Source organism: Pseudomonas linyingensis, assembly GCF_900109175.1.
GTDB lineage: Bacteria > Pseudomonadota > Gammaproteobacteria > Pseudomonadales > Pseudomonadaceae > Geopseudomonas > Geopseudomonas linyingensis.
In genome coordinates this window covers 313,320-337,966 of sequence record NZ_FNZE01000002.1, presented here as the reverse complement: position 1 = coordinate 337,966, position 24,647 = coordinate 313,320, and the positions used below count along the sequence as shown (strand labels likewise).

The window sequence follows — 24,647 nt, the reverse complement described above, 5'->3', positions numbered from 1 at the left end:
AAGGCGAATGAATTCGCCCCTACGGATCATCTTCATGCCTGCCCTCCCAGGATCACGTCGGCGGCGCGCTGCGGCATGGAATACAGGTCGGCCGTGTCGGCATAGGCCAGGCCGTTGGCGGCCCAGCGGGAGCGGGCGGCATCGTCGGCCAGCATCTCGGCCAGCATGCGGTTGAGTTGCTCCTGTGCGAACGGACTCGACACGACCCGGCCGCAGTCGGCGTCGCTGATGTAGTGGGCGTAGCCGCAGACATCGGTGACCAGCACCGGCAGGCCGGCGACCAGCGCCTCGAGCAGCACGGTGCCGGTGTTCTCGTTGTAGGCAGGATGGATCAGCAGGTCGGCGCCGAGCAGGAAGCGCGGGATGTCGCTGCGCCCCTTGAGGATCTGTACCCGCTCGGACACGCCGAGCGCCTTGGCCTGCAACTGGAAGGAGCGGGGGTCATCCTGGCCCACGGCAATCAGCCGGGTGCGCTGCTGCAGCTCGCGCGGCAGGCTGGCCAGTGCCTTGAGGCTGCGATCCAGGCCCTTGGTCTTGAAGCCGGAGCCGATCTGCACCAGCAGCAGGTCGTCGTCGGTCAGCGCAAACTCGCGGCGGAACTCGGCGCGGATCTGCGCGGCATTGGCCGGCGCGCGGCGATCCTGGGCGATGCCCGGCGGCAGCAGGTGGAAGCGCGCGGCCGGGGTGGCGTAGTGCCTGACGAACAGCGGCTGCTGCACCTCGGAGATCATCAGGATCTCGGTTTTCGACTCGGGAGCGAACACTGCACGCTCGTAGGCGGCGAAGTGGCGGTAGCGCTTGCTGAAGCGGTACAGCGGGTTGCGCAGGGTCTGCGCCTTGTCTTCGTAGCAGCCGTCGGCGGCGTAGTAGACGTCGAGGCCCGGCATCTTGTTGAAGCCGACCACCCGGTCGACCGGATCGCGGGCCAGGTCGGCCGCCAGCCAGGCGCTGAACCTCTCGTTGCGCCGATGATTGAAGAAGGCCTTGATCGGCGCCACGCGCACATCGAAGCCGGCGGGCACCTCGCCCTCCCAGATCGGCGTGTAGACGCGGATGGCGTGGCCGCGGCGCTGGCACTCGAGGGCGATGCGCAGGAAGTCGCGCTGCAGGCCGCCATAGGGGAAGTACTTGTAGAGCACGAAGGCCAGTTGCATCAGGCGATTCTCTCCGCCAGCAGGGCCTGCAGTTCGCTCGCCACCCGCGCGGGGTTGAGGCGGGTGAAGCACAGCGGCTGCTCGCTAGTCAGATCGAAGCGCTGGCGGTCCTCAGCCGTGGGCTGGTAGGCGCAGGTCTTCTTCAGGCAGGGCGCGCAGGGAAAGTCGCTGGCCAGATGGATCTGGCCGCGCCCGTAGGCGCCGGTGTAGCCCGGGTTGGTCGGGCCGTAGAGGGAAATGGTCGGCACATCCAGTGCCGCGGCCAGGTGGCCGAGGCCGGTGTCCACCGCCACGCAGGCGCGGGCGCCGGCCAGCTCGGCGGCGACGCCGGCCAGGTTGAGTTTCGGCAGCACCGTCACGCCGACGAGCCCGGCGGCGATGCGCTCGGCGCGGGCCAGCTCATCGGCATTGCCCCACGGCAGGCGGATCGCCCAGCCCTGCTGGCTGAGCAGTTCGGCCAGCTCGCGCCAGTAGCGCTCCGGCCAGTGCTTGGTGGTCCAGGTGGTGCCATGCAGGAACAGCAGGTAGGGCGCGGCGGCGCGGCCGGCCAGCAGGCGCTGGCGGTCCAGGGCATAGTCGCCGCTGCCGGTGGGCAGCGCATAGCCGAGTGCCTGGGCGAACAGCTGGCGCACCCGCTCCACCGCGTGCATGCCCCAGGGCACGCTGTAGCCGCGATCATAGAAACGGCTGGCCAGCGGCTCGCGGGCACTGGCGCGGTCCAGTCCGGCGACCGGGGCCGGGACGTAGCGGGTCAGGAAGGCGCTCTTCACCAGCCCCTGGGCGTCGATCACCAGGTCGTAGCGCTGCTCGTTGAGGCGCGCCTTGAACTGCCGCCATTCGCCGCCGCGCAGGGTACTCCACAGGTTCTTGCGCCAGCGGCGCAGGGCCACCGGGATCACCCTGTCCACCGCCGGATGCCAGCGCGGAATCTCGGCAAAGCCCTCCTCCACCACCCAGTCGAAACGGATGCCGGGGATGGCGCGCATCGCATCGGTGAGCGCCGGCAGGGTATGGATGACGTCGCCCAGCGACGAAGTCTTGATCAGCAGAACGCGCACTCAGTGCTCCAGCGGCAGCGGGTCGACCAGCGGATCGCCGGCCAGCTTCTGCAGCGCATCCAGCACCGGCTGCGGCGGCAGGTCGCGCAGGCAGTTGTAGTGGCCGAAGCGGCAGGTGCGCTCGAAACACGGACTGCAGTCCAGGCCCAGGCGGACGATCTCCACCTGCTCGGCCAGCGGCGGGGTGAACTGCGGCGAGGTGGAGCCGTACACCGCCACCAGCGGGCGGTTCAGCGCGGCGGCCACGTGCATCAGGCCCGAGTCGTTGGACACCACGGCGCTGGCGCAGGACAGCAGGTCGATGGCCTCGGCCAGGCTGGTCTCGCCGGCCAGGTTGACCGCCTCTTCCTGCAGGCCGGGGATCAGTTCGTCGCGGATCGCCTCGCCGACCGGGTGGTCGTTCTTCGAGCCGAACAGCCAGACCTGCCAGCCGGCGCGGATCTTGGCGTCGGCCACCGCGGCGTAGTGGCTGGCCGGCCAGCGCTTGGCCTCGCCGAATTCGGCGCCGGGGCACAGCGCCAGCACCGGGCGGTCGAGGCTCAGACCGAACTTGCCCAGCGCCGCCTCGCGGCTGACCGGGTCGATCTGCAGTTGCGGACGCGGATAGGGCTGCGCCAGTGCGGCACCCGGCTCGTAGGCCAGGGCCATGAAGCGCTCGATCATCAGCGGGTAGCGCTGTTCGTCCAGCTTGCGCAGGTCGTTGAGCAGGCCGTAGCGCATCTCGCCGCGCCAGCCGGTGCGCTGCGGAATGCCGGCGAAGAACGGCACCAGCGCGGATTTCAGCGAGTTGGGCAGCAGGATCGCCTGGTCGTAGCGGCCGGCCAGCGACTTGCCGATCTGGCGGCGGCCGGCGAGGTCGAGTACGCCGTGGCCAAACGGGAAGCTCAGCGCCTGACGCACTTCGGGCATGCGCTCGAGGATCGGCCGGCTCCACTCGGGGGCCAGCACGTCGATTTGGCAGTCGGGATGACGCTGCTTGAGACACTGGAACAGCGTCTGCGCCATCACCATGTCGCCGACCCAGCTGGGGCCAATGATCAGGATATTCATAGGAATTCGACAGAATCGTAGGTTGGGTTGAGCGCCGCGAAAACCAACGCGGCGCCAGCGAACAAGCCCCTTGTTGGGTAGCGAGCGCGGCCCTCAACCCAACCTACGCGGCAAGCGACTTACTTGACCAGGGTGCGCCACTCAGGGTGGGCAGCGGTCTTGCCGGTGACCAGGTCGAAGTAGGCCTTCTGCAGCTTCTCGGTGACCGGGCCACGGCGACCGGCGCCGATCTGGCGGCCGTCCAGTTCGCGGATCGGGGTCACTTCGGCGGCGGTGCCGGTGAAGAAGGCCTCGTCGGCGATGTACACCTCGTCGCGGGTGATGCGCTTCTCGACGATCTCGACGCCCTGCTCGCGCGCCAGGGTCAGCACGGTGCTGCGGGTGATGCCGTTCAGGCAGGCGGTCACCTCGGGGGTGTAGATCACGCCGTCCTTGACGATGAACACGTTCTCGCCCGAACCCTCGGCCACGTAGCCTTCCGGATCCAGCAGCAGGGCCTCGTCGGCACCGGCGGAGACGGCTTCCTGCAGGGCCAGCATCGAGTTGATGTAGTGACCGCTGGCCTTGGCGCGGGTCATCGAGATGTTCACGTGGTGACGGGTGAACGAGCTGGTGCGGATCTTGATGCCGGTTTCCAGCGCCTCGTCGCCCATGTAGGCGCCCCAGTGCCAGGCGGCGATGACCACGTGCACCTTCAGGTTGTCGGCGCGGATGCCCATGCCTTCCGAACCGTAGAAGGCCAGCGGACGGATGTAGGCGCTTTCCAGACCGTTCTCGCGCACCGCGGCACGGGTGGCCTCGTTGATCTCTTCCTTGGTGTAGGGGATCTTCATGCCCATGATGTGGGCGGAGTCGAACAGGCGATCGGTGTGCGCCTGCAGACGGAAGATCGCGGTGCCATCCGGGGTGTTGTAGGCGCGCACGCCCTCGAACACGCCCATGCCGTAGTGCAGGCTGTGGGTCAGTACGTGGGTCTGCGCACTGCGCCACGGCACCAGTTCACCGTCATACCAGATAACGCCATCACGATCGGCCATCGACATAATTTGCCAGCTCCTTCAAGAATTCGTGGTTGCTTCGGGGCGGCTCAGGCCAGCCCCAGCTCGCGCCAGATCCGCATCACGCCGCGGCGTTCCTCGTGGAAGTGGTCTCCGCCGACGCTGCCGGCCTGTTTCTGCAAGGCCAGGCGGTGGGCGGCTGCTCGATAGGCCTTGTAGGCCTCCTGCAGGAGTCGGACGTCGGAGCTCGCGATCAGGCCAGCCTGCTCCAACCCTTCCAGAATGCGGATGTTGTCGGTGAAACGCAGCAGTTCGGGGTACTGCCGCGACCAAGCGAGAACGGCATATTGCACCATAAATTCGATATCGACGATACCACCGGCATCGTGCTTGAGATTGAAGGTCGCCGCCGCGTCGAACGCCTCTGGCGCGGTGCCGCCGAGGGTGGACTTGCTGCCGAGGTTGTCGCGCATCTTGGCGCGCATCTCGCCGACTTCGGCACGCAACGCGGCGCCATCGCGCTCGCGGCCGAGCACCCGGGCGCGGATCTGCTCGAACTGGGTCGCCACCGCGTCGGAGCCGGCCAGCTTGCGGGCGCGCACCAGCGCCTGGTGCTCCCAGGTCCACGCCTCGCTTTCCTGGTAGCGCTCGAAGGCCGCCAGCGAGCTGGCCAGCAGGCCGGACACGCCCGAGGGACGCAGGCGCATGTCCACCTCGTACAGCGCACCGGAAGCGGTCTGCGCGGTGAGCAGGTGGATGATGCGCTGGCCCAGGCGGGTGTAGAACTGCGCACTGTCGATCGGCTTGGCGCCGTCGGTCTCGGTCTGCTGGTCGCCGCTGTGGACGAACACCAGGTCGAGGTCGGAGCTGTGGCCCAGCTCGATGCCGCCGACCTTGCCGTAGCCGACGATGATGAAGTCCGGCTCGCTGGCCACGCTGCCGTCGGCGCGGCGCGGGTAGCCATGGCGCTGCGCCACCTGGCGCCAGCCCAGCTGCAGGACCTGTTCGAGGATCGCCTCGGCCAGCCAGGTCAGGTAGTCGCTGACCTTCATCAGCGGCAGGCTGCCGGCGATCTCCGAGGCCGCCACGCGCAGGCCGTGGGCCAGCTTGAAGTGGCGCAGCGCCTCCATCTGCTGCTCGAGGTCGTCCTCGGGGATGCGCGTCAGCCGCTCGCGCAGTTCGGCGGTCAGCTCGGCCTTGCCCGGCGGACTGTACAGGCGCCCCTCGTTGAGCAGCTCGTCGAGCAGCAGCGGGAAGCGCGCAATCTGCTCGGCGACCCACGGGCTGGCCGCGCACAGGGTCAGCAGGCGCTCCAGCGCCCCGGGATTCTCGCTGAGCAGCACCAAATAGGCCGAGCGCCGCGCCACCGCCTCGACCAGCGGCAGCAGGCGCTCGAGCAGCAGATCCGGATTGCCGTGGGCGACCATCGCCGCCAGCAGCCGTGGCATGAAGGCGTCCAAACGCTCGCGACTGAGGCGCTGCATGGCGCGCACCGAGGAGCTGTGCTGCAGGCCCTCGATGCGCTGCCAGGCCGCCGCGCCGTCGGCGAAGCCGGCCTCGACCAGTTGGTGCTGGGCGGCGTCCGCCTCCAGCGCGTTCTGCCACAGCGGCAGCCACTCGTCGCCGACCCCGGCCAGATTGGCGCCAGCCTCGTCCTCGGGGTCGGCGATCACCTGGCGGAAATGGAAGTCGACGCGCCCGCGCCAGTAGGCCAGGCGGTCGAGCAGCGCATTCCAGCCGGGAAAGCCCATGATGAAGGCCACCCGCGCGCGCTCCAGCTCGCCGTCGGGGAGCATCTGCGTCTGGCGGTCGGCGATCGCCTGCAGGGCGTGCTCCAGGTAGCGCAGGAAGCGGTAGCCCGCGGTCAGCTCGTCGACCACCGGCGTCGGCAGGTAGCCCTGCCCGGCCAGAGTCGCCAGCACCTTGAGCAGCGGTCGCTGCTGCAGGCTGAGGTCGCGCCCGCCGTGGATCAGCTGGAAGGCCTGGGCGATGAACTCCACCTCGCGGATGCCGCCGGCACCGAGCTTGATGTTCTCGGTCATGCCCTTGCGGCGCACCTCCTGCTGGATCAGCTGCTTCATGGTGCGCAGCGCCTCGATGGCCGAGAAGTCCAGGTAGCGGCGGTAGACGAACGGCCGCAGCATCTGCTGCAGCTGCGCGCCGCTCGCCTGGTCGCCGGCCACCACGCGCGCCTTGATCATCGCGTAGCGTTCCCAGTCGCGGCCCTGGTCCTGGTAGTACTGCTCCATGGCGTTGAAGCTGTACACCAATGGGCCACTGGAGCCGTAGGGACGCAGGCGCATGTCGACGCGGAACACGAAGCCGTCGGCGGTCACCGCGTCCAGCGCCTTGATCAGCTTCTGGCCGAGGCGGGTGAAGAACTCCTGATTGTCCAGCGAGCGGCGCGCTCCCGTGGTCTCGCCGCCTTCGGGGTAGGCGAAGATCAGGTCGATGTCCGAGGACAGGTTGAGCTCGAAGGCGCCGAGCTTGCCCATGCCGAGCACTACCAGATGCTGCGGCTCGCCGCTGCGCGCGCCGATCGGCGTGCCGGACTGCGCGCACTGCCGCGCGTACAGCCAGTGGTAGGCCTGGTCGATGCTGGCATCGGCCAGCTCGGAGAGGTCGCGGCAGGTCTCGGCCAGGTCGGCCAGGCGGTTGACGTCGCGCCAGATGATCCGCGCCTGCTGGCGGTTGCGGTAGCGGCGCAGACTGCGCGCCAGGTCGTCCTCGCTGGCGCACCCAGCCAGCGCCTGCTCCAGCTGCCCGCGCAGTTCGCCCGCCGCCAGACTGCGCTCCAGCTCGCCGCTGGCGGCCAGTTCGAGGAGCATCTGCGCATCGCGCGCGGCCTGCTCGGCGACGAAGTCGCTGGCCGCCAGCACCCGCTCCAGCGCCGCGTGGCGGGCGGGCGGCCAGGCCGCCAGGTCGCGCTGCCCGGCCTCGTCGAGGCGCGACTGGAAGGTCTGCCGGGCGTGGTCGACCAGCGCATGCAGTTCCGCAGGCTGGGCAATCAGGGAGGGAAGGCTCATGGTCTATCCTTTTATCGCGCCTTGGCGGCCGTCGTCAGCGCTGTAGTTTTGCTACTGAACGTTTGTCGTAGGGTGCTGCATTTGCCGCAGATATGTAGTAAAACTACAAAGGCGACCGGGACACCCCCGGTACGGGCGAAGCTGCAACAGCACGAGCCCGACAAACACAAAATTCGCTGCAGCCGCCCACAAGCCCGGCTGCACTTTATATCTGGCAACCGATTCTGGAAGCCTTTCCGCCCTGGAGCAAGCCATGCAAGATCTCGATCCCGTCGAAACCCAGGAATGGCTGGACGCCCTGGAGTCCGTCCTCGATCGTGAAGGTGAAAGCCGCGCCCACTACCTGCTGACCCGCATGGGCGAACAGGCCTCGCGCACCGGTACCCAGCTGCCCTACGCCATCACCACCCCGTACCGCAACACCATCCCGGTGACCCACGAGGCACGCATGCCGGGCGACCTGTTCATGGAACGGCGCATCCGCTCGCTGATCCGCTGGAACGCCCTGGCCACGGTGATGCGCGCGAACAAGAAGGACCCGGACCTGGGTGGCCACATCTCCACCTTCGCCTCCAGCGCGACCCTGTACGACATCGGCTTCAACTACTTCTTCAAGGCACCGACCGAAGAGCACGGCGGCGACCTGATCTACTTCCAGGGCCACGCCTCCCCCGGCGTCTACGCCCGCGCCTTCCTCGAAGGGCGCATCAGCGAAGAGCAGATGAACAACTTCCGCCAGGAGGTGGACGGCGGCGGTCTGTCCTCCTACCCGCACCCGTGGCTGATGCCGGACTTCTGGCAGTTCCCCACCGTGTCGATGGGCCTGGGCCCGATCCAGGCGATCTACCAGGCGCGCTTCATGAAGTATCTGGAGCACCGCGGCTTCATCCCCGCCGGCAAGCAGAAGGTCTGGTGCTTCCTCGGCGACGGCGAGACCGACGAGCCGGAATCCCTCGGCGCCATCGCCCTGGCCGGGCGCGAGAAGCTCGACAACCTGATCTTCGTGGTCAACTGCAACCTGCAGCGCCTGGACGGCCCGGTGCGCGGCAACGGCAAGATCATCCAGGAACTCGAAGGCGTGTTCCGCGGCGCCGACTGGAACGTGGTCAAGGTGATCTGGGGCCGCATGTGGGATCCGCTGTTCGCCAAGGACACCGCCGGCCTGCTGCAGAAGCGCATGGACGAAGTGGTCGACGGCGAGTACCAGAACTACAAGGCTAACAACGGCGCCTTCGTGCGCGAGCACTTCTTCGGTGCGCGTCCGGAGCTGCTGGAGATGGTCAAGGACCTCTCCGACGAGGAGATCTGGAAACTCAACCGCGGCGGCCACGACCCGTTCAAGGTCTATGCGGCCTACCATCAGGCGGTCAACCACACCGGCCAGCCGACCGTGGTGCTGGCCAAGACCATCAAGGGCTACGGCACCGGCTCCGGCCAGGCGCAGAACATCACCCACAACGTCAAGAAGGTCGACATCGAGAGCCTCAAGGCCTTCCGCGACCGCTTCGGCATCCCGATTGCAGACGACCAGCTGGAAGAACTGCCGTTCTACAAGCCGGAGCCGGACAGCCCGGAAATGAAGTACCTGCTGAAGAGCCGCGAGAAGCTCGGCGGCTTCGTGCCGCAGCGCCGCAGCAAGAGTTTCAGCATCCCGACCCCGCCGCTGGAAACCCTCAAGGCGATCCTCGACGGCACCGGCGAGCGCGAAATCTCCACCACCATGGCCTTCGTGCGCATCCTCTCGCAGCTGGTCAAGGACAAGGACCTGGGCAGCCGCATCGTGCCGATCATCCCGGACGAGGCGCGTACCTTCGGCATGGAAGGCATGTTCCGCCAGCTCGGCATCTACTCCTCGGTCGGCCAGCTGTACCAGCCGGTGGACAAGGATCAGGTGATGTTCTACCGCGAGGACAAGAAGGGCCAGATCCTCGAGGAAGGCATCAACGAGGCCGGCGCCATGTCCAGCTGGATCGCTGCAGCCACCAGCTACAGCAACCACAACCAGCCGATGCTGCCGTTCTACGTGTTCTACTCGATGTTCGGCTTCCAGCGCATCGGCGACCTGGCCTGGGCGGCCGGCGACAGCCGCGCCCGCGGCTTCCTGATCGGTGGCACCGCCGGACGCACCACCCTCAACGGTGAAGGCCTGCAGCACGAGGACGGCCACAGCCACATCCTCGCCTCGACCATCCCCAACTGCCGCAGCTTCGATCCAGCCTATGCCTACGAGATGGCAGTGATCATCCGCGAAGGCATCCGCCAGATGACCGAAGAGCAGCAGAGCGTCTTCTACTACATCACCGCGATGAACGAAGCCTACGCCCAGCCGGCCATGCCGGTCGGTGCCGAGGACGGCATCATCAAGGGCATGTACCTGCTCGAGGAAGACCAGCGCGACGCCGCCTGCCACGTGCAGCTGCTCGGCTCCGGCACCATCCTGCGCGAAGTCCGCGAAGCGGCGAAGATCCTCCGCGAGGACTACAACATCGGCGCCGACGTGTGGAGCGTCACCAGCTTCAACGAACTGCGCCGCGAAGGCCTGGCCGTGGAGCGCCGCAACCGCCTGCACCCGGAACAGAAGCCGCAACTGACCTACGTCGAGCAGTGCCTCTCCGAGCGCAAGGGCCCGGTGGTTGCTTCCACCGACTACATGAAGCTGTTCGCCGACCAGATCCGCCAGTGGGTACCGGTCAAGGAGTACAAGGTGCTCGGTACCGACGGCTTCGGCCGCAGCGACAGCCGCAAGAAACTGCGCCACTTCTTCGAGGTGGACCGCTACTGGGTGGTGCTGACCGCGCTGGAGGCCCTGGCCGACCGCGGCGAGATCGAGCGCACCCTGGTCGCCGAAGCGATTGCCAAGTTCGGCATCGACACCAACAAAGCCAACCCGCTGGACTGCTGAGGAGCGCGCCATGAGTGAATTGATTCGCGTACCCGATATCGGCAGCGGCGAAGGTGAAGTGATCGAACTGCTGGTCAAGGTCGGCGACCGTATCGACGCCGACCAGAGCCTGCTGACCCTGGAATCCGACAAGGCCAGCATGGAGATCCCCGCCCCCAGGGCCGGGGTGATCAAGAGCCTCAAGGTCAAGCTGGGCGACAAGCTGAAGACCGGCGACGACCTGCTCGAGCTGGAAGCCGAAGGCGCCAGCGCTGCGGCTCCGGCCGCCAGCGCGCCGGTAGCCGAAGCGCCGGTGGCCGCCCCGGCGGCCGAGCCCGCTCCCGCGGCGGCGCCCGCCGCTGCGGTCAGCGAGAGCCTGCAACCGGTGCACGTGCCGGACATCGGCTCGGCCGGCAAGGCCCGCATCATCGAACTGCTGGTCAAGGCCGGTGACGTGGTCGAAGCCGACCAGTCGCTGCTGGTGCTGGAGTCCGACAAGGCCAGCATGGAGATCCCCTGCCCGCAGGCCGGCACCGTCGACAGCGTGGCGGTCAAGCTCAACGACGAGGTCGGCACCGGCGAGCTGATCCTCACCCTGCGCGTGGTCGGCGCCGCGCCGGCAGCAGCTCCGGTTGCCGCCAGCGCACCTGCCGCGGCTCCGGCTCCAGCAGCTGCGCCGGCAGTAGCCGCTCCGGCGCCAGCACCCGCCAAGGTGCCCGGCCCGGTCGGCGTAGCGAGCGGCAGCGCCGGCAAGGTGCACGCCGGCCCGGCCGTGCGCATGCTGGCCCGCGAGTTCGGTGTCGAGCTGAGCGACGTACCGGCCAGCGGCCCGAAAGGCCGCGTGCTCAAGGAAGACGTGCAGGTCTACGTCAAGACGATGATGCAGAAGGCCAAGACCGCCCCGGCAGCCGGCGCGGTCGGCGGTGCCGGCATCCCGCCGATTCCAGAAATCGACTTCAGCCGCTTCGGCGAAATCGAGGAAGTGGCGATGACCCGCCTGATGCAGGTCGGCGCCGCCAACCTGCATCGCAGCTGGCTCAACGTGCCGCACGTGACCCAGTTCGAGTCGGCCGACATCAGCGAGCTGGAAGCCTTCCGCGTGGCGCAGAAGGCGGCGGCCGAAAAGGCCGGCGTCAAGCTGACCGTGCTGCCGTTCCTGCTCAAGGCCTGCGCCCACGTGCTGCGCGAGCTGCCGGACTTCAACAGTTCGCTGGCCCCCAGCGGCAAGGCGCTGATCCGCAAGAAGTACGTGCACATCGGCTTCGCCGTGGACACCCCGGACGGCCTGCTGGTACCGGTGATCAAGAACGTCGACCAGAAGAGCCTGCTGCAGCTGTCCGCCGAGGCCGCCGAACTGGCGGAGAAGGCGCGCACCAAGAAGCTCTCCGCCGACGACATGCAGGGCGCCTGCTTCACCATCTCCAGCCTCGGCCACATTGGCGGCACCGGCTTCACGCCGATCGTCAACGCGCCGGAAGTGGCGATCCTCGGCGTGTCCAAGGCGAGCATGCAGCCGGTGTGGGACGGCAAGGCGTTCCAGCCCAAGCTGATGCTGCCGCTGTCGCTGTCCTACGACCACCGGGTGATCAACGGCGCCGCCGCGGCGCGCTTCACCCGTCGCCTGGCCGACCTGCTGGCGGAGATCCGTTCGCTGCTGCTGTAAACGCCGCGCACGTCCGCCGCATAAACAAGAACCCCGCCATTTGGCGGGGTTCTTGTTTACAGCCGGTCGAAAAACTCAGCCCTTCTGCAGGTCGCGGATCAGGAAGCTCAGCGCCTTGGCCAGCTCCGCCACCCCGGTGTGATCGCGCACCAGGGTCAGCAGCGGCGTGCCATCCTGCGGATTGAGCACCTGGCAGGCCGGCCCGCGGTTGGGGCACTCGTAGCGCACGAACGGGTCGACGCCGAACAGCTCCACCGGCTGGTTGCGCACCGCCATGCGGCTGCCGTCGGCACTGCGGGTTTCCTCGCGCACGTTCAGCGTACCGTCGGCGATAACGCTCAGCTGGTACAGCAGGTCGTCGGGACGCGCCTCGCCGACCCGGTAGCCACCGCGCAAGGCGTAGCTTTCCAGCAGGCGGTTGCAGTGCTCGAGCAGCGCCTTGCGCGGCGCCTTGCCCGGATACAGGCGTTTCAGTTCGGCCAGATAGCGGCCCTGCTCGGCACTGTCGAGACTGAAGCTGTCTGCGCTCTCACCCTGGTTGTCGCGCTTGGTTTCGCCGGCGACGGGCGCCTCCGAGGCCGCCGTCGCCGGCAATGCCGCACCGAGCAGCGCCAGCAACAGGCCGCGTCGCAGCCGCTGCATGAATCCTGATTGCATGATGTTTACCCTTGTTCACGTAAAGAGTGCCGTCAGTCTAGACCAGCGCTCGCGCGGCGAGCGCAACCGACGGACCTGCTACTGTTAACAGGATATGACCGTCCTGGTAAAGCCTGCCGACGGTATCGGCACCGCGGTGCGGTTGCAGCCGGCGCCATACGCAGGCAAGTTAGGACATCCAATTCACAGTGATTACCGGGAGGCCCGCATGGTCCTGCGCTCACAGATTCTCGTCCACAAGCTCGAGCTGCCCAGCGCCGAACAGGCACTGCCGGGACGCGACAGCCCGATGCCGGTGCCGGAGCTGCATTATGTGAACGGCCACCCGCTGCAACCGCCATTCCCCGAAGGGCTCGAGGAAGTGCAGTTCGGCCTGGGCTGTTTCTGGGGCGCCGAGCGGCGCCTGTGGCAGCAGCCGGGCGTATGGGTGACGGCGGCGGGCTACGCCGGCGGCTTCACGCCCAACCCGAGCTACGAGGAGGTGTGCTCCGGGCTGACCGGACATACCGAGGTGGTGCGGGTGGTCTTCGATCCGCGCCAGACCAGCCTCAAAGCCCTGCTCAAGGCGTTCTGGGAAGCCCACGACCCGACCCAGGGCATGCGTCAGGGCAACGACAGCGGCACCCAGTACCGCTCGGCGATCTACTGCAGCACCCCTGCGCAGCTGGCCGAAGCGCGCGCCAGCGCCGAGGCCTACGCCGCCGAACTGGCCTGCGCCGGCTACGGCGCCATTACCACCGAGATCCGCGAGGCGCCGCCGTTCTACTACGCCGAGGCCTACCACCAGCAGTACCTGGCGAAGAACCCCGGCGGCTACTGCGGCCTGCGCGGCACCGGGGTGTGCCTGCCGGCCTGATCAACCGGCCGCCTATTCCTCGATCAGCCAGTCCAGCCGCCAGCCGCCCCGGCTCTGTTCGAGCTGCGCCGCCAGCCACGGCAGTAGTTCGCGCAGCTCGTCCTCCAGCGGCCATGGCGGATTGGCGATGACCAGCCCGGAACCGTTGAGGCCGGCCGGGTTGTCGGTCGGATGGACCCACAGCTCGACCCGCAGCAGCTTGGGCGCGCCGCTCTTGGCCAGATCCTGGTAGAAGCGCTTGAGCTGGCGGGTGTCCTTGATCGGGTACCAGATCGCCACCACCGCCTGACGCATGCGCGCCATCGCGGTGCTCAGCGACTCCACGCAGCGCGCCAGTTCGTCGGCCTGCTCGAACGGCGGATCGATCAGCAGCAGCGCACGCTTCTCCGCCACCGGCAGCAGGGCCTTGGCCAGATGCCAGCCCTCGCCCAGATGCACGGTGACCCGGCGATCGCCGGCCATGTTGGCCTTGAGCAGCTGGCCGTCGTCCGGATGCTTCTCGTTGAGCAGCACGCGGTCCTGCGCGCGGGTCAGGCGCCGGGCGATCTCCGGCGAGCCGGGGTAGTAGCGCAGCGCGCCATCGGGATTGAGTTCGCCGACCAGCGCGCGATAGTCGGCCAGCAGCGCCGGCAGGTCGTTGCGCACCCACAGGCGGGCGATGCCCTGCAGCCACTCGCCGGTCTTGCCGGCCTGCTCGCCGGCCAGGTCGTAGAGGCCGACGCCGGCATGGCTGTCGAGGTAGGCGAAGGGCTTGTCCTTGCGTGCCATCAGGGTGAGCAGGCGGCAGAGGACGGCATGCTTGAGCACGTCGGCATGGTTGCCGGCATGAAAGGCGTGACGGTAGTTCATCGGTGGGTCCGGAGCTGACAGGCCGGCCGCAGGCGGCGGCTGGCGCAAAGGGGTGGATCGAGGCGCATGACCGCCAGTCTACCAGCAGCACCCCGCCTGCCGGCAGTCCCGCCAGGCACAGGCGCCGCGCCCGGAAACCGGCAGGCGGCCCGATCAGGCGCCGTAACATGCGGCGAAAAAAACCTGGATATTTTTCATCCATCCGACAAATCAACAGGTTAGAATCGATTGGCACGCCAAGTGCATGATTTCAGCCATCCGTCAAGCCGCCTCCGGAGCCCGCCGTGGATACCGCCGCCGTCAACAGCCTGTTCTTCGTCGGCGCATTGCTGGTCGGCGTCAGCATCCTGGTCAGCTCGTTCTCGGCGCGCATCGGCATCCCGGTACTGGTGATCTTTCTCGCCGTGGGCATGGCCGCCGGCGTCGACGGCATCGGCGGCATCGTCTTCAACGACTACTCGCTGGCCTACCTGGTCAGCAACCTGGCGCTGGCGGTGATCCTCCTCGACGGCGGCATGCGCACCCGGGTGGCCACCTTCCGCGTCGCCCTGTGGCCGGCGATGTCGCTGGCCACCGTCGGCGTGGTGATCACCGCCGGGCTGACCGGCCTGGCCGCCGCCTGGCTGTTCGACCTCAAGCTGCTGGAAGGCCTGCTGATCGGCGCCATCGTCGCCTCCACCGACGCCGCCGTGGTGTTCAACCTGCTCAACGGCAAGGGCCTCAACGAGCGGGTCGGCTCGACCCTGGAAATCGAGTCGGGCAGCAACGATCCGATGGCGATGTTCCTCACCGTGACCCTGATCGGCATGCTCGCCTCCGGGCAGACCAGCTTCGGCTGGAGCGTGCTGCTGTCGCTGTTGCTGCAGTTCGGCATCGGCATCGTCCTCGGCCTGGCCGGCGGCTGGCTGCTGCTGCAGCTGGTCAACCGCCTGGCGGTGGCCGACGGCCTCTACCCGCTGCTGGCGGTCAGCGGCGGCATCATGATCTACGCCTTCGCCGGCGAGATCGGCGGCAGCGGCATCCTCGCCGTGTACGTCTGCGGCCTGATGCTCGGCAACCGGCCGATCCGCAACCGTCACGGCATCCTGCACATGTTCGACGGCCTGGCCTGGCTCAGCCAGATCGGCATGTTCCTGGTCCTCGGCCTGCTGCTCACGCCCAGCGAGCTGCTGCCGATCGCCGTGCCGGCGCTGCTGCTGTCGCTGTGGATGATCCTGTTCGCCCGGCCGCTGTCGGTGTTCATCGGCCTGCTGCCGTTTCGCGCCTTCCACTTCCGCGAGCGCCTGTTCATCTCCTGGATCGGCCTGCGTGGCGCGGTGCCGGTAATCCTCGCGGTGTTTCCGCTGGTCGCCGGCCTGCCCAACGCCCAGCTGTTCTTCAACGTGGCGTTCTTCATCGTGCTGGTGTCGCTGGTGCTGCAGGGCAGCACCCTCGGCTGGGCGGCGCACAAGACACGGGTCGAGGTGCCGCCGCAGCCGGCGCCGATCTCCCGTGCCGGCCTGGAGATCCACCCGACCAGCCAGTGGGAGATGTTCGTCTACAAGCTGCGCGCCGACCGCTGGTGCGTCGGCGCGCCGCTGCGCGTACTGAAGATGCCCGAGGGCACGCGCATCGCCGCGCTGTTCCGCGGCCGCGAACTGCTCCACCCCAGCGGCAGCACCCACCTGGAGGCCGGCGACATCCTCTGCGTGATCGGCCACGAGAAGGACCTGCCGGCACTGGGCAAGCTGTTCAGCCAGGCCCCGAAGAGCGGCCAGGACCTGCGCTTCTTCGGCGACTTCGTGCTCGAGGGCGACGCCGAACTGGGGCCGGTGGCGGCGCTCTACGGTCTGCCGCTGGGCGGCCTCGACCCGCACCAGGCGCTTGGCCCGTTCGTCGCCCAGCTGATCGGCGGCGAGCCGGTGGTCGGCGACCAGGTCGAGTGGGCCGGGCGCACCTGGACGGTGGCGCAGATGGAGGGCAATCGCGTCCGCAAGGTCGGTCTCAAGCTCCCGGCCGGCGGCGCGGGGCCGCTGCTGATGCCCTGAGTCGGCCGTGGCGGCGTTCGCGGCGCCCGCCGCCAGCGCCATTTCCAGACCGATAGCCTTGTCGCGACGGGACAGCACCAGTAGGCTTGCCGGTTCCTCAACAAAACCGTGTTCGCCATGATGTTCAAGCTACGCCCGTTCCTGGCTTCGCTGCTGCTGAGTCTGCTGATCCTCGCCCCCTTCGCCGGCGCCGCCGACGCGCTGCCCAATGCTGCTGCCGTGCAGAAAAGCCTGGCGCGCCTCGAGGAGCGCAAGCTGCCCGAAGCCGAGCACAAGGCCATGCAGGAAACCCTGCAGAAGACCCTCGACAATCTGCAGAAGATCCAGACCAGCAGCGACGAACTGGCCAGCCTCAAGCAGCTCCTTGCCGACGCTCCCAAGCTGACCGCCGAAGCCCAGCGCGAACAGGCCCGGCTCAAGCCGGTGGTAGCGGAGGAGCTGAGCACACGCTACGCCAACCTGCCCACCACCCAGCTGGAGAGCATGCTGGCCGAGCGCCTGACCCAGCTCAACGACTGGCAGGCCCAGCTGGCCCTGGCCACCAATGCGCTGATCGATGCGCAGACCCGTCCCGAGCGCGCACAGGCCGAGATCAGCGCCAACCAGGCGCGCACGCAGACCATCCGCGAGCTGCTCAAGAGCGGCAAGGACAAGAATGTCCCGCTCGGCAGCGAGCAGCGCGCCATGCTGCAGAGCGAGCTGGCGGCGCTGGAGGCGGTATCGCAGCTGCGCAGCCAGGAGCTGGCTGGCAACACCACCCTGCAGGATCTGAGCGCCAGCCAGCGTGCCCTGCTCACCCAGCGTATTGCCCTGCTCGAGGCGGAAATTCTCGCCCAGCAGAACACCCTCAACGCCAAGCGCCGCGAGGAGTCGGCGGAAACCGTGGCCCAGCTGTCGCGCGAGAGCCTCGACAACCAGAGCGGCAGCCTGCTGGCCACCCAGGCCGACCTCAACCTGGCGCTGAGCGACTACCTGCTCAAGGCCACCGACCGCGCCAACGAGCTGATCCGCAAGAACATCGGCACCAAGCAGCAGCTCGACTCGCTGAAGCAGGCCGAACAGGCGCTCGACGAGCAGATCGCCGTGCTCAAGGGCAGCCTGCTGCTGACCCGCATCCTCTACCAGCAGAAGAACGCCCTGCCCAAGGTCAGTGCGGACAAGAACCTCGCCGACGAAATCGCCGACCTGCGCCTGTACCAGTTCGAGCTGAACCAGCGCCGCGCCGAAATCGTCAACCCGACCCAGTACGTCGACACCCTGCTGGCCAGCCAGCCCGGCGAGAGCCTCACCCCGGAACTGCGCAGCGAGCTGGAGCAACTGGCGCGCGCCCGCCTGGCGCTGCTCGATCGCCTCAACAGCGAGCTGGGCAACCTGCTGACCCAGGCCATCACCCTGCAGCTCAACCAGAAGCAGCTGCTCGCCACCAGCGCCAGCCTGAGCCGCACCCTCGACGAGCAGATGTTCTGGATCGCCAGCAACAAGCCACTCGACCTCGACTGGTTCAAGGAAGTACCCGGCCGCCTGCAGCGCCAGCTCGATGCACTTCCGCTCATGGACAGCGCCAAGGCCATCGGCCACGGCCTGATCGGCCAGCCGCTGCTGTTCCTGCCGCTGGTGGTGCTGCTCGGCGCCCTGCTCGCCGGGCGGCCCTGGCTGCGCCACCGCCTGGCGCAGATCGACGACGATCTCCACCAGCTGCGCCGCAACCGGCAGCTGCTGACCCCGCTGGCGCTGCTCTGCCACTTCCTGCTTGTGCTGCCGCTGCCGCTGATCGTCGCCGCCTGCGGCGTGGTGCTGATCCAGGACCCGCAGGCCGCCACCACCGTGTTCGGCGAGTCGCTGCTCCAACTGGCCCAGGCCATCCTGGTGTTCGGTGTCGGCTATCGCCTGCTGGCCCGCGGCAGTGTGGCCGAGCGCCATTTCGGCTGGGAGTCGGCTCGTGTGCAGATTCTCTATCGCCAGGTGCGCTACCTGGGCCTGGTAGTGATGCCAATGGTGCTGGTGGTGAGCATTGCCGAGCGCCAGCTCAGTGGCCTGAGCGAGGACGTGCTGGGCATCTTCATCGTCCTCAGCGGCTTCCTGCTGATGAGCTGGATCCTGCTGCACATCATGCTCAGCCAGCCGCCATTCTTCGGCTCGCGGGTGCTGCATTTCCTCGCCGCGCTGCTGCTGGTCGGTCTGCCGCTGGCCCATGTGCTGCTGGTCGGCTTCGGCTACTACTACACCGCCCTCAAGCTCACCGGCCGTCTGCTCGACAGCCTGTACATCATCGCCATCTGGACCGTGGTGCAGTCGACCGTGCTGCACGGCCTCGACATCGCCGCCCGCCGCCTGGCCCTGCAGCGCGCCCAGGCGCGCCAGCAGACACCGACGCGCGAGGGCGCCGAGGGCGGCGAGCTGATCGAGGAGCCGAACCTGGCCCTGGAGCAGGTCAACCAGCAATCCCTGCGCCTGATCCGCCTGGGCCTGCTGCTCGCCTTCGGCGGCATCTTCTACTTCGTCTGGGCCGACCTGCTGGCGGTATTCACCTACCTGGACAGCGTGACCCTCTACGAATACACCAGTGGCAGCGGCGACAGCGCGGTCAGCGTGCCGATCAGCCTGAGCGATCTGCTCGGCGCCCTGGTGATCCTGGTGATCACCGTGGCGCTCGCCCGCAACCTGCCCGGCCTGCTGGAAATGCTGGTGCTGTCGCGCATGCAGCTGGCCCAGGGCAGCGCCTACGCCACCACCGCCCTGCTGTCCTACGCCATCATGGCCTTCGGCCTGGTCAGCACCCTGTCGACCCTCGGCCTCAGCTGGGACAAGCTGCAGTGGCTGGTCGCGGCGCTGTCGGTGGGCATCGGTTTCGGCATGCAGGAGATCTTCGCCAACTTCATCTCCGGCCTGATCATCCTGTTCGAGCGCCCGGTGCGCATCGGCGACGTGGTGACCATCGGCAACCTGTCCGGCTCGGTGAGCAAGATCCGCATCCGCGCCACCACCATCACCGATTTCGACCGCAAGGAAATCATCGTCCCCAACAAGACCTTCATCACCAGCCAGCTGATCAACTGGTCGCTGACCGACACCGTGACCCGGGTGACCATCAAGATCGGCGTGGCCTACGGCACCGACCTCGAACTGGTGCGCAAACTGCTGCTGCGGATCGCCCGCGACAACCCGCGGGTGCTCAAGGAACCCGAGCCGATGGTGCTGTTCCTGACCTTCAACGAGAGCACCCTCGACCACGAACTGCGCATCCACGTGCGCGAGCTGGGCGACCGCAATGCCGCGATCGACGAGATCAACCGCGAGATCGACCGCCTGTTCCGCGAGCACGACATCGAGATCGCCTTCCGCCAGCTCGACGTGTTCCTCAAGAACCTGCAGGGCCAGCAGCTGCAACTGGTCAGTAGCCAGCCGCCGGCATCCGCGAGCGCAGCGGGCAAGGCAGCCCGGGAATGACCGGCCGCTGAGCGGCGGCCGACTGGACGCCCTCCGGCAATTCCGAGGAGAATGCTCAGGAATTGCCGGAGACCGCCGTGAAGACTCTCGACCAGCTCGCATTCGACAACCGCTTCGCCCGCCTGGGCGACACCTTCTCCACCCGCGTGCTGCCGCAGCCGATCGAGCAGCCGCGGCTGGTGGTGGCCAGCCCGGCGGCCATGGCGCTGCTCGACCTCGATCCCGGCGAGAGCGCACGTCCCGAGTTCGCCGCGCTGTTCGCCGGCCACCGGCTGTGGCAGGACGCCGAGCCGCGGGCGATGGTCTACTCCGGCCACCAGTTCGGCATGTACAACCCGCAGCTGGGCGACGGTCGCGGCCTGCTGCTCGGCGAGGTGGTCAACGCCCGCGGCGAGTACTGGGACCTGCACCTCAAGGGCGCCGGCTACACGCCGTACTCGCGCATGGGCGACGGCCGCGCGGTGCTACGCAGCTCGATCCGCGAGTTCCTCGCCAGCGAGCATCTCGCCGCGCTGGGCATCCCCACCACCCGCGCGCTGTGCGTGGTCGCCTCGACCACCCCCGTGTACCGCGAACGCGCCGAAACCGCCGCCATGCTGCTACGCCTGTCGCCCAGCCACCTGCGCTTCGGCCACTTCGAATTCTTCTACTACACCCGCCAGCACGAGGCCCTGCGCCAGCTCGCCGAGCACGCCCTGGACTGCCACTTCCCGGCGTGCCGCGAGCAGGCGCAGCCGTTCGCCGCGATGTTCCGCGAAGTGGTCGAACGCACCGCCGCGACCATCGCCCTGTGGCAGGCCTACGGCTTCTGCCACGGGGTGATGAACACCGACAACATGTCGCTGCTCGGCCTGACCTTCGACTACGGCCCCTACGCCTTCCTCGACGACTTCGACGCCCACCACGTCTGCAACCACTCCGACGACAGCGGCCGCTACAGTTTCGAGAACCAGGTGCCGATCGCCCACTGGAACCTCTCGGCGCTGGGCCAGGCGCTGACCCCGCTGGTGGCAGTGGAGCAGCTGCGCGAGTCGCTCGCCCTGTTCCTGCCGCTGTACCAGGCCCACTACCTCGACCGCATGCGCCGGCGCCTCGGCCTGCGTACGGCCGAGGATGGCGACGAGGTGCTGGTGCAGCGTCTGCTCGCCCTGATGCAGCAGGGCGGCGTGGACTACAGCCGGTTCTTCCGCAGCCTGGGCGACGAGCCCGCCGCCGCGGCCATGCAGCGCCTGCGCGAGGATTTCGTCGACCTCGCCGGCTTCGATGCTTGGGCGGCCGACTACCTGGCCCGGGCCGCGCGCGAGGGCGCGCAAGACGAGAGCGAGCGCCGCGCGCGGATGCACGCGGTCAATCCGCGCTACATCCTGCGCAACTACCTGGCCCAGCAGGCCATCGAAGCCGCCGAGCAGGGGGATTACGGCCCGGTGCGCGAACTGCACGCGGTGCTCTCGCGGCCCTTCGCCGACCAACCGGGGATGGAGCGCTACGCCGAACGCCCGCCGGAGTGGGGCAAGCATCTGGAGATCAGCTGCTCGTCGTGAACGGGCCCATGGGGCCGTGCCAACGGGCGCCCATTTTTTTACTCCTCAATAGCATATAAACCTTATCAAACATTCTTGGACTGTCTAAGCGAAGGCTTTTATCGTTGCGCCAGCGCCGCTGCGCCCTGCGCGCCGTGTCGATACCTCACACGAGATTCGCCCAAGGATGTCCATGCTTCCGGACTCGCTTTCGCTCTGGTTCGTCGCCGCCCTGCTGCTCTGGGTGCTGGTTTCCTTCGTCCGCGAGAAGTGGAGCCCGGACATCGTCGCCGCCATCGCCGTGGCCGCCCTGCTGGTCACCGGCCTGCTGGTGCCCGCCGAAGTGCTCGGCGTGCTGTCCAACTCGGCGCCGGTGACCATCGCCTGCATGTTCGTGCTGTCCGCCGCCTTGGAGCGCACCGGTTGCATCGACGCGCTGGGCAACTGGCTGGGCGACCTGGTCGGCACCAGCCCGACGCGGGTGCTGGCCGGCCTGACGGTCACCGCCCTGGTGATCTCCGCCTTCCTAAACAACACGCCGGTGGTGGCCATCCTCACCCCGGTGGCCATCGCCCTGGCCAAGCGCGCCGGCACCCTGCCCTCCAAGCTGCTGATTCCGCTGTCCTACGCCACCATCCTCGGCGGCACCCTGAGCATGATCGGCACCTCGACCAACATTCTGGTCGACGGCGTGGCGCGCAAGGCTGGCCTCGAGCCGTTCGGCATGTTCGAGATCACCGGCGCCGGACTGATCCTCGCCGCGGCCGGCATGCTCTACCTGCTGACGCTCGGCAAGCGCCTGCTGCCCGAGCGCGAGACCCTGTCCCGACAGCTGCGCCCCGACCTCGACCGCGCCTTCATGAGCGAACTGCGGGTGCCGCAGAACTCGCCGGTGATCGGCAAGAGCCTCGCCGAGGCCAACCTCAACGGCGGCAGCGGCCTGCAGGTGTTGCAGGTGAATCGCAACGCCGAGCAGTTCAATCGCCCGCGGCACGATTTCGTCCTCCAGGCCGGCGACCTGCTGGTGCTGCACGGCCAGGTCCGGGCAGTGGTCGACCTGCGCGAAAGCGGCCATCTGACCTTCAATCGTGGCGAGGCCTTCGAGACGGTCAGCAGCCAGGACCTGATCCTCGCCGAGGCCATCGTCGGCCGCAATTCGCGCTACAGCCACCGGCCGATGCGCGACCTCGATCTCAGCGCGCGCTACGGCATCAACGTGCTGGCCGTGCACCGCCAGGACGCCAACGTCAGCGGCAACCTCGACGACTTCCAGCTGCAGTTCGGCGACGTGATGCTGGTGGAGGGCACCCCGGCGCAGATCAAGCGCTTCGCCGACAACGGCGAGCTGATCAGCCTCAACGCCGTGCAGGAACGCGCCTACCGACGCGACAAGGCGCCCATCGCCCTGCTCGCCACCGCCGCGGTGATGCTGCTGGCCGCCCTCGGCGTGATGCCGATCGAGGGTCTGGCGATCATCGGCGCGGTGACCGTGCTGGCCACCCGCTGCCTGGACGTGGAGGACGCCTACAAGGCGGTGGACTGGAAGATCCTCAGCCTGATCTTCGGCATGCTGGCGATCAGCGTGGCGATGGACAAGGTCGGCCTGGTGCGGCTGATCGTCGAGAACGTGATGACCCTGCTGCCCTGGGCCGGGCCGCTGCTGCTGCTGTCGTTCATCTACCTGTTCACCTCGGTGCTCACCGAGGTGCTGTCCAACAATGCGGTGGCGGTGCTGGTCACCCCGATCGCCATCGGCATGGCCCAGCAGCTGGGCGTCGATCCGCGCGCCTTCGTGGTCGCGGTGATGTTCGCCGCCAGCGCCAGCTTCGCGACGCCGATCGGCTACCAGACCAACACCTTCGTCTACAACGCCGGCGGCTACCGCTTCAGCGACTTCATGAAGGTCGGCATTCCGCTGAACATCCTGCTGTGGCTGGTCGCCTCGGTGGTGATCCCGCTGTTCTGGCCGCTGACCCCGCTGTGACACCCCGGCGCGGTCCATGTCCCCATGGAGCATGGTGGCATTGACCGATCTGCAGCGGGCTCGGCATGCTGCGCGCTTTCCCTGCCCACGAAGGAATGCGCGCGCATGAAAGCGGAAACCCTGGCCATCCACGCCGGTTACAGCCCCGACCCGACCACAAAGGCGGTGGCGGTGCCGATCTACCAGACCACCTCCTACGCCTTCGACGACACCCAGCACGGCGCCGACCTGTTCGACCTCAAGGTGGCCGGCAACATCTACACGCGAATCATGAACCCCACCACCGACGTGCTGGAGAAGCGCGTGGCGGCGCTGGAAGGCGGCGTGGCGGCGCTGGCGGTGGCCTCGGGCATGGCGGCGATCACCTACGCGATCCAGACCATCGCCGGGGTCGGCGACAACATCGTCTCGGTGGCCAAGCTGTACGGCGGCACCTACAACCTGTTCGCCCATACCCTGCCGCGCCAGGGCATCGAGGTGCGCTTCGCCGCGCACGACGACATCGCAGCCCTGGAGGCGCTGATCGACGCCAACACCCGCGCAGTGTTCTGCGAATCGATCGGCAACCCGGCGGGCAACATCGTCGACCTCAAGGCGCTGGCCGACGCCGCGCACCGCCACGGCGTGCCGCTGATCGTCGACAACACCGTGGCCACGCCGATCCTCTGCCGGCCGTTCGAGCACGGCGCCGACATCGTGGTGCACTCGCTGACCAAGTACATCGGTGGCCACGGCACCAGCATCGGAGGCATCGTCGTCGACTCCGGCCAGTTCCCCTGGGCGGACAACAAGGAGCGCTTCCCGCTGCTCAACACCCCCGACCCGTCCTACCACGGCGTCACCTACACCGAGGCCTTCGGCCCGGCGGCGTTCATCGGCCGCTGCCGCGTGGTGCCGCTGCGCAACATGGGCGCCGCGCTGTCGCCGTTCAATGCCTTCCTGATCCTCCAGGGCCTGGAGACCCTGGCCCTGCGCATGGAGCGCCATTGCGAGAACGCCCGCCAGGTCGCCGAGTTCCTGCAGGAGCACCCGCAGGTCAGCTGGGTGAAGTACGCCGGCCTGGTCGACCACCCCGAGCACGAACTGGCACAGCGCTACATGGGCGGCCAGCCGGCCTCGATCATGTCGTTCGGCATCGTCGGTGGCATCGAGGCGGCGGCGCGCTTCATCGACGCGCTCAAGCTGGTGGTGCGCCTGGTCAACATCGGCGACGCCAAGTCGCTGGCCTGCCACCCGGCCTCCACCACCCACCGCCAGCTCAACGACGAGGAACTGGCCCGCGCCGGCGTGTCCCGCGACCTGGTGCGCCTGTCGATCGGCATCGAGCACATCGATGACATCCTCGAGGACCTCGGCCAGGCGCTGGAGGCGGCCAGGAGCTGATTGCGCCTCGCCTGATCGTTGCGCCACTGCGCGCAGCGGGTGACCTGTCTGTGGGAGGCCCCACCTCGGGGCGAAGCTCTTGAGCTCCTGGCGC

15 protein-coding genes are annotated in these 24,647 nt (G+C 68.0%); 8 read left to right on the top strand and 7 right to left on the bottom strand.

Annotation, left to right across the window (positions count from 1 at the left end):
* Positions 1-32: 32 nt before the first annotated feature.
* The 5 genes from BMZ19_RS03925 to glnE form a co-directional block, all read right to left on the bottom strand.
* Complete coding sequence (locus BMZ19_RS03925) at positions 33-1,154, bottom strand: glycosyltransferase family 4 protein (RefSeq protein ID WP_090307142.1); 1,122 nt, start codon at positions 1,152-1,154, stop codon at positions 33-35.
* A complete protein-coding gene (gene waaC, locus BMZ19_RS03920) occupies positions 1,154-2,212 on the bottom strand; it encodes a lipopolysaccharide heptosyltransferase I (RefSeq protein WP_090307139.1) in 1,059 nt (352 codons plus the stop codon). Before waaC ends, BMZ19_RS03925 begins: the two co-directional genes overlap by 1 nt.
* The gene (gene waaF, locus BMZ19_RS03915) at positions 2,213-3,262 is read right to left on the bottom strand and encodes a lipopolysaccharide heptosyltransferase II (RefSeq protein WP_090307137.1); all 1,050 of its coding nucleotides are present in this window, start codon (positions 3,260-3,262) and stop codon (positions 2,213-2,215) included.
* Positions 3,263-3,381: 119 nt separating this feature from the next.
* Positions 3,382-4,305 (bottom strand): branched-chain amino acid transaminase, encoded by a 924-nt coding sequence (locus tag BMZ19_RS03910; RefSeq protein ID WP_090307134.1) that lies wholly within the window; start codon positions 4,303-4,305, stop codon positions 3,382-3,384.
* Between the two features lie 44 nt (positions 4,306-4,349).
* Complete coding sequence (gene glnE, locus BMZ19_RS03905) at positions 4,350-7,286, bottom strand: bifunctional [glutamate--ammonia ligase]-adenylyl-L-tyrosine phosphorylase/[glutamate--ammonia-ligase] adenylyltransferase (RefSeq protein WP_090307131.1); 2,937 nt, start codon at positions 7,284-7,286, stop codon at positions 4,350-4,352.
* 253 nt (positions 7,287-7,539) lie between these two features.
* Between glnE and aceE the strand changes: the two genes are divergently transcribed.
* Both aceE and aceF read left to right on the top strand, forming a co-directional pair.
* Positions 7,540-10,188 (top strand): pyruvate dehydrogenase (acetyl-transferring), homodimeric type, encoded by a 2,649-nt coding sequence (gene aceE / locus BMZ19_RS03900; RefSeq protein ID WP_090307128.1) that lies wholly within the window; start codon positions 7,540-7,542, stop codon positions 10,186-10,188.
* 10 nt (positions 10,189-10,198) lie between these two features.
* Positions 10,199-11,830, top strand: coding sequence for a dihydrolipoyllysine-residue acetyltransferase (gene aceF / locus BMZ19_RS03895; protein ID WP_090307125.1), 1,632 nt, complete (start codon positions 10,199-10,201; stop codon positions 11,828-11,830).
* 75 nt (positions 11,831-11,905) lie between these two features.
* Here the strand turns inward: aceF and BMZ19_RS03890 are convergent, their stop codons facing one another.
* Positions 11,906-12,487 (bottom strand): hypothetical protein, encoded by a 582-nt coding sequence (locus BMZ19_RS03890; protein ID WP_090307123.1) that lies wholly within the window; start codon positions 12,485-12,487, stop codon positions 11,906-11,908.
* 208 nt (positions 12,488-12,695) lie between these two features.
* Between BMZ19_RS03890 and msrA the strand changes: the two genes are divergently transcribed.
* On the top strand, positions 12,696-13,343 hold the full coding sequence (msrA, locus tag BMZ19_RS03885) for a peptide-methionine (S)-S-oxide reductase MsrA (protein ID WP_090307120.1): 648 nt from the start codon (positions 12,696-12,698) through the stop codon (positions 13,341-13,343).
* Between the two features lie 12 nt (positions 13,344-13,355).
* On the opposite strand, the gene BMZ19_RS03880 is transcribed toward msrA, so the two are convergent.
* Entirely contained in the window at positions 13,356-14,192 is an 837-nt protein-coding gene (locus BMZ19_RS03880; RefSeq protein ID WP_090307117.1) for a 23S rRNA (adenine(2030)-N(6))-methyltransferase RlmJ, read from the bottom strand.
* 284 nt (positions 14,193-14,476) lie between these two features.
* On the opposite strand from BMZ19_RS03880, the gene BMZ19_RS03875 reads away from it, so the two are divergent.
* The 5 genes from BMZ19_RS03875 (at position 14,477) to BMZ19_RS03855 (ending at position 24,553) form a co-directional block, all read left to right on the top strand.
* On the top strand, positions 14,477-16,219 hold the full coding sequence (locus tag BMZ19_RS03875) for a potassium/proton antiporter (RefSeq protein WP_090307114.1): 1,743 nt from the start codon (positions 14,477-14,479) through the stop codon (positions 16,217-16,219).
* Positions 16,220-16,336: 117 nt separating this feature from the next.
* The gene (gene mscK, locus BMZ19_RS03870; protein WP_139214633.1) at positions 16,337-19,666 is read left to right on the top strand and encodes a mechanosensitive channel MscK; all 3,330 of its coding nucleotides are present in this window, start codon (positions 16,337-16,339) and stop codon (positions 19,664-19,666) included.
* Positions 19,667-19,743: 77 nt separating this feature from the next.
* Complete coding sequence (gene selO / locus BMZ19_RS03865; protein ID WP_090307361.1) at positions 19,744-21,207, top strand: protein adenylyltransferase SelO; 1,464 nt, start codon at positions 19,744-19,746, stop codon at positions 21,205-21,207.
* A gap of 172 nt (positions 21,208-21,379) precedes the next feature.
* A complete protein-coding gene (locus BMZ19_RS03860; RefSeq protein ID WP_090307108.1) occupies positions 21,380-23,170 on the top strand; it encodes an SLC13 family permease in 1,791 nt (596 codons plus the stop codon).
* A gap of 105 nt (positions 23,171-23,275) precedes the next feature.
* The gene (locus tag BMZ19_RS03855) at positions 23,276-24,553 is read left to right on the top strand and encodes a bifunctional O-acetylhomoserine aminocarboxypropyltransferase/cysteine synthase (RefSeq protein WP_090307105.1); all 1,278 of its coding nucleotides are present in this window, start codon (positions 23,276-23,278) and stop codon (positions 24,551-24,553) included.
* Positions 24,554-24,647: the final 94 nt, after the last annotated feature.

Bases quoted from the DNA above. Each gene is read 5' to 3' on its own strand.
- BMZ19_RS03925 (WP_090307142.1), bottom strand. From the start codon at position 1,154: ATGCAACTGGCCTTCGTGCTCTACAAGTACTTCCCCTATGGCGGCCTG.
- waaF (WP_090307137.1), bottom strand. From the start codon at position 3,262: ATGAATATCCTGATCATTGGCCCCAGCTGGGTCGGCGACATGGTGATG.
- BMZ19_RS03910 (WP_090307134.1), bottom strand. From the start codon at position 4,305: ATGTCGATGGCCGATCGTGATGGCGTTATCTGGTATGACGGTGAACTG.
- glnE (WP_090307131.1), bottom strand. From the start codon at position 7,286: ATGAGCCTTCCCTCCCTGATTGCCCAGCCTGCGGAACTGCATGCGCTG.
- aceE (WP_090307128.1), top strand. From the start codon at position 7,540: ATGCAAGATCTCGATCCCGTCGAAACCCAGGAATGGCTGGACGCCCTG.
- aceF (WP_090307125.1), top strand. From the start codon at position 10,199: ATGAGTGAATTGATTCGCGTACCCGATATCGGCAGCGGCGAAGGTGAA.
- BMZ19_RS03890 (WP_090307123.1), bottom strand. From the start codon at position 12,487: ATGCAATCAGGATTCATGCAGCGGCTGCGACGCGGCCTGTTGCTGGCG.
- msrA (WP_090307120.1), top strand. From the start codon at position 12,696: ATGGTCCTGCGCTCACAGATTCTCGTCCACAAGCTCGAGCTGCCCAGC.
- BMZ19_RS03880 (WP_090307117.1), bottom strand. From the start codon at position 14,192: ATGAACTACCGTCACGCCTTTCATGCCGGCAACCATGCCGACGTGCTC.
- mscK (WP_139214633.1), top strand. From the start codon at position 16,337: ATGATGTTCAAGCTACGCCCGTTCCTGGCTTCGCTGCTGCTGAGTCTG.
- BMZ19_RS03860 (WP_090307108.1), top strand. From the start codon at position 21,380: ATGCTTCCGGACTCGCTTTCGCTCTGGTTCGTCGCCGCCCTGCTGCTC.
- BMZ19_RS03855 (WP_090307105.1), top strand. From the start codon at position 23,276: ATGAAAGCGGAAACCCTGGCCATCCACGCCGGTTACAGCCCCGACCCG.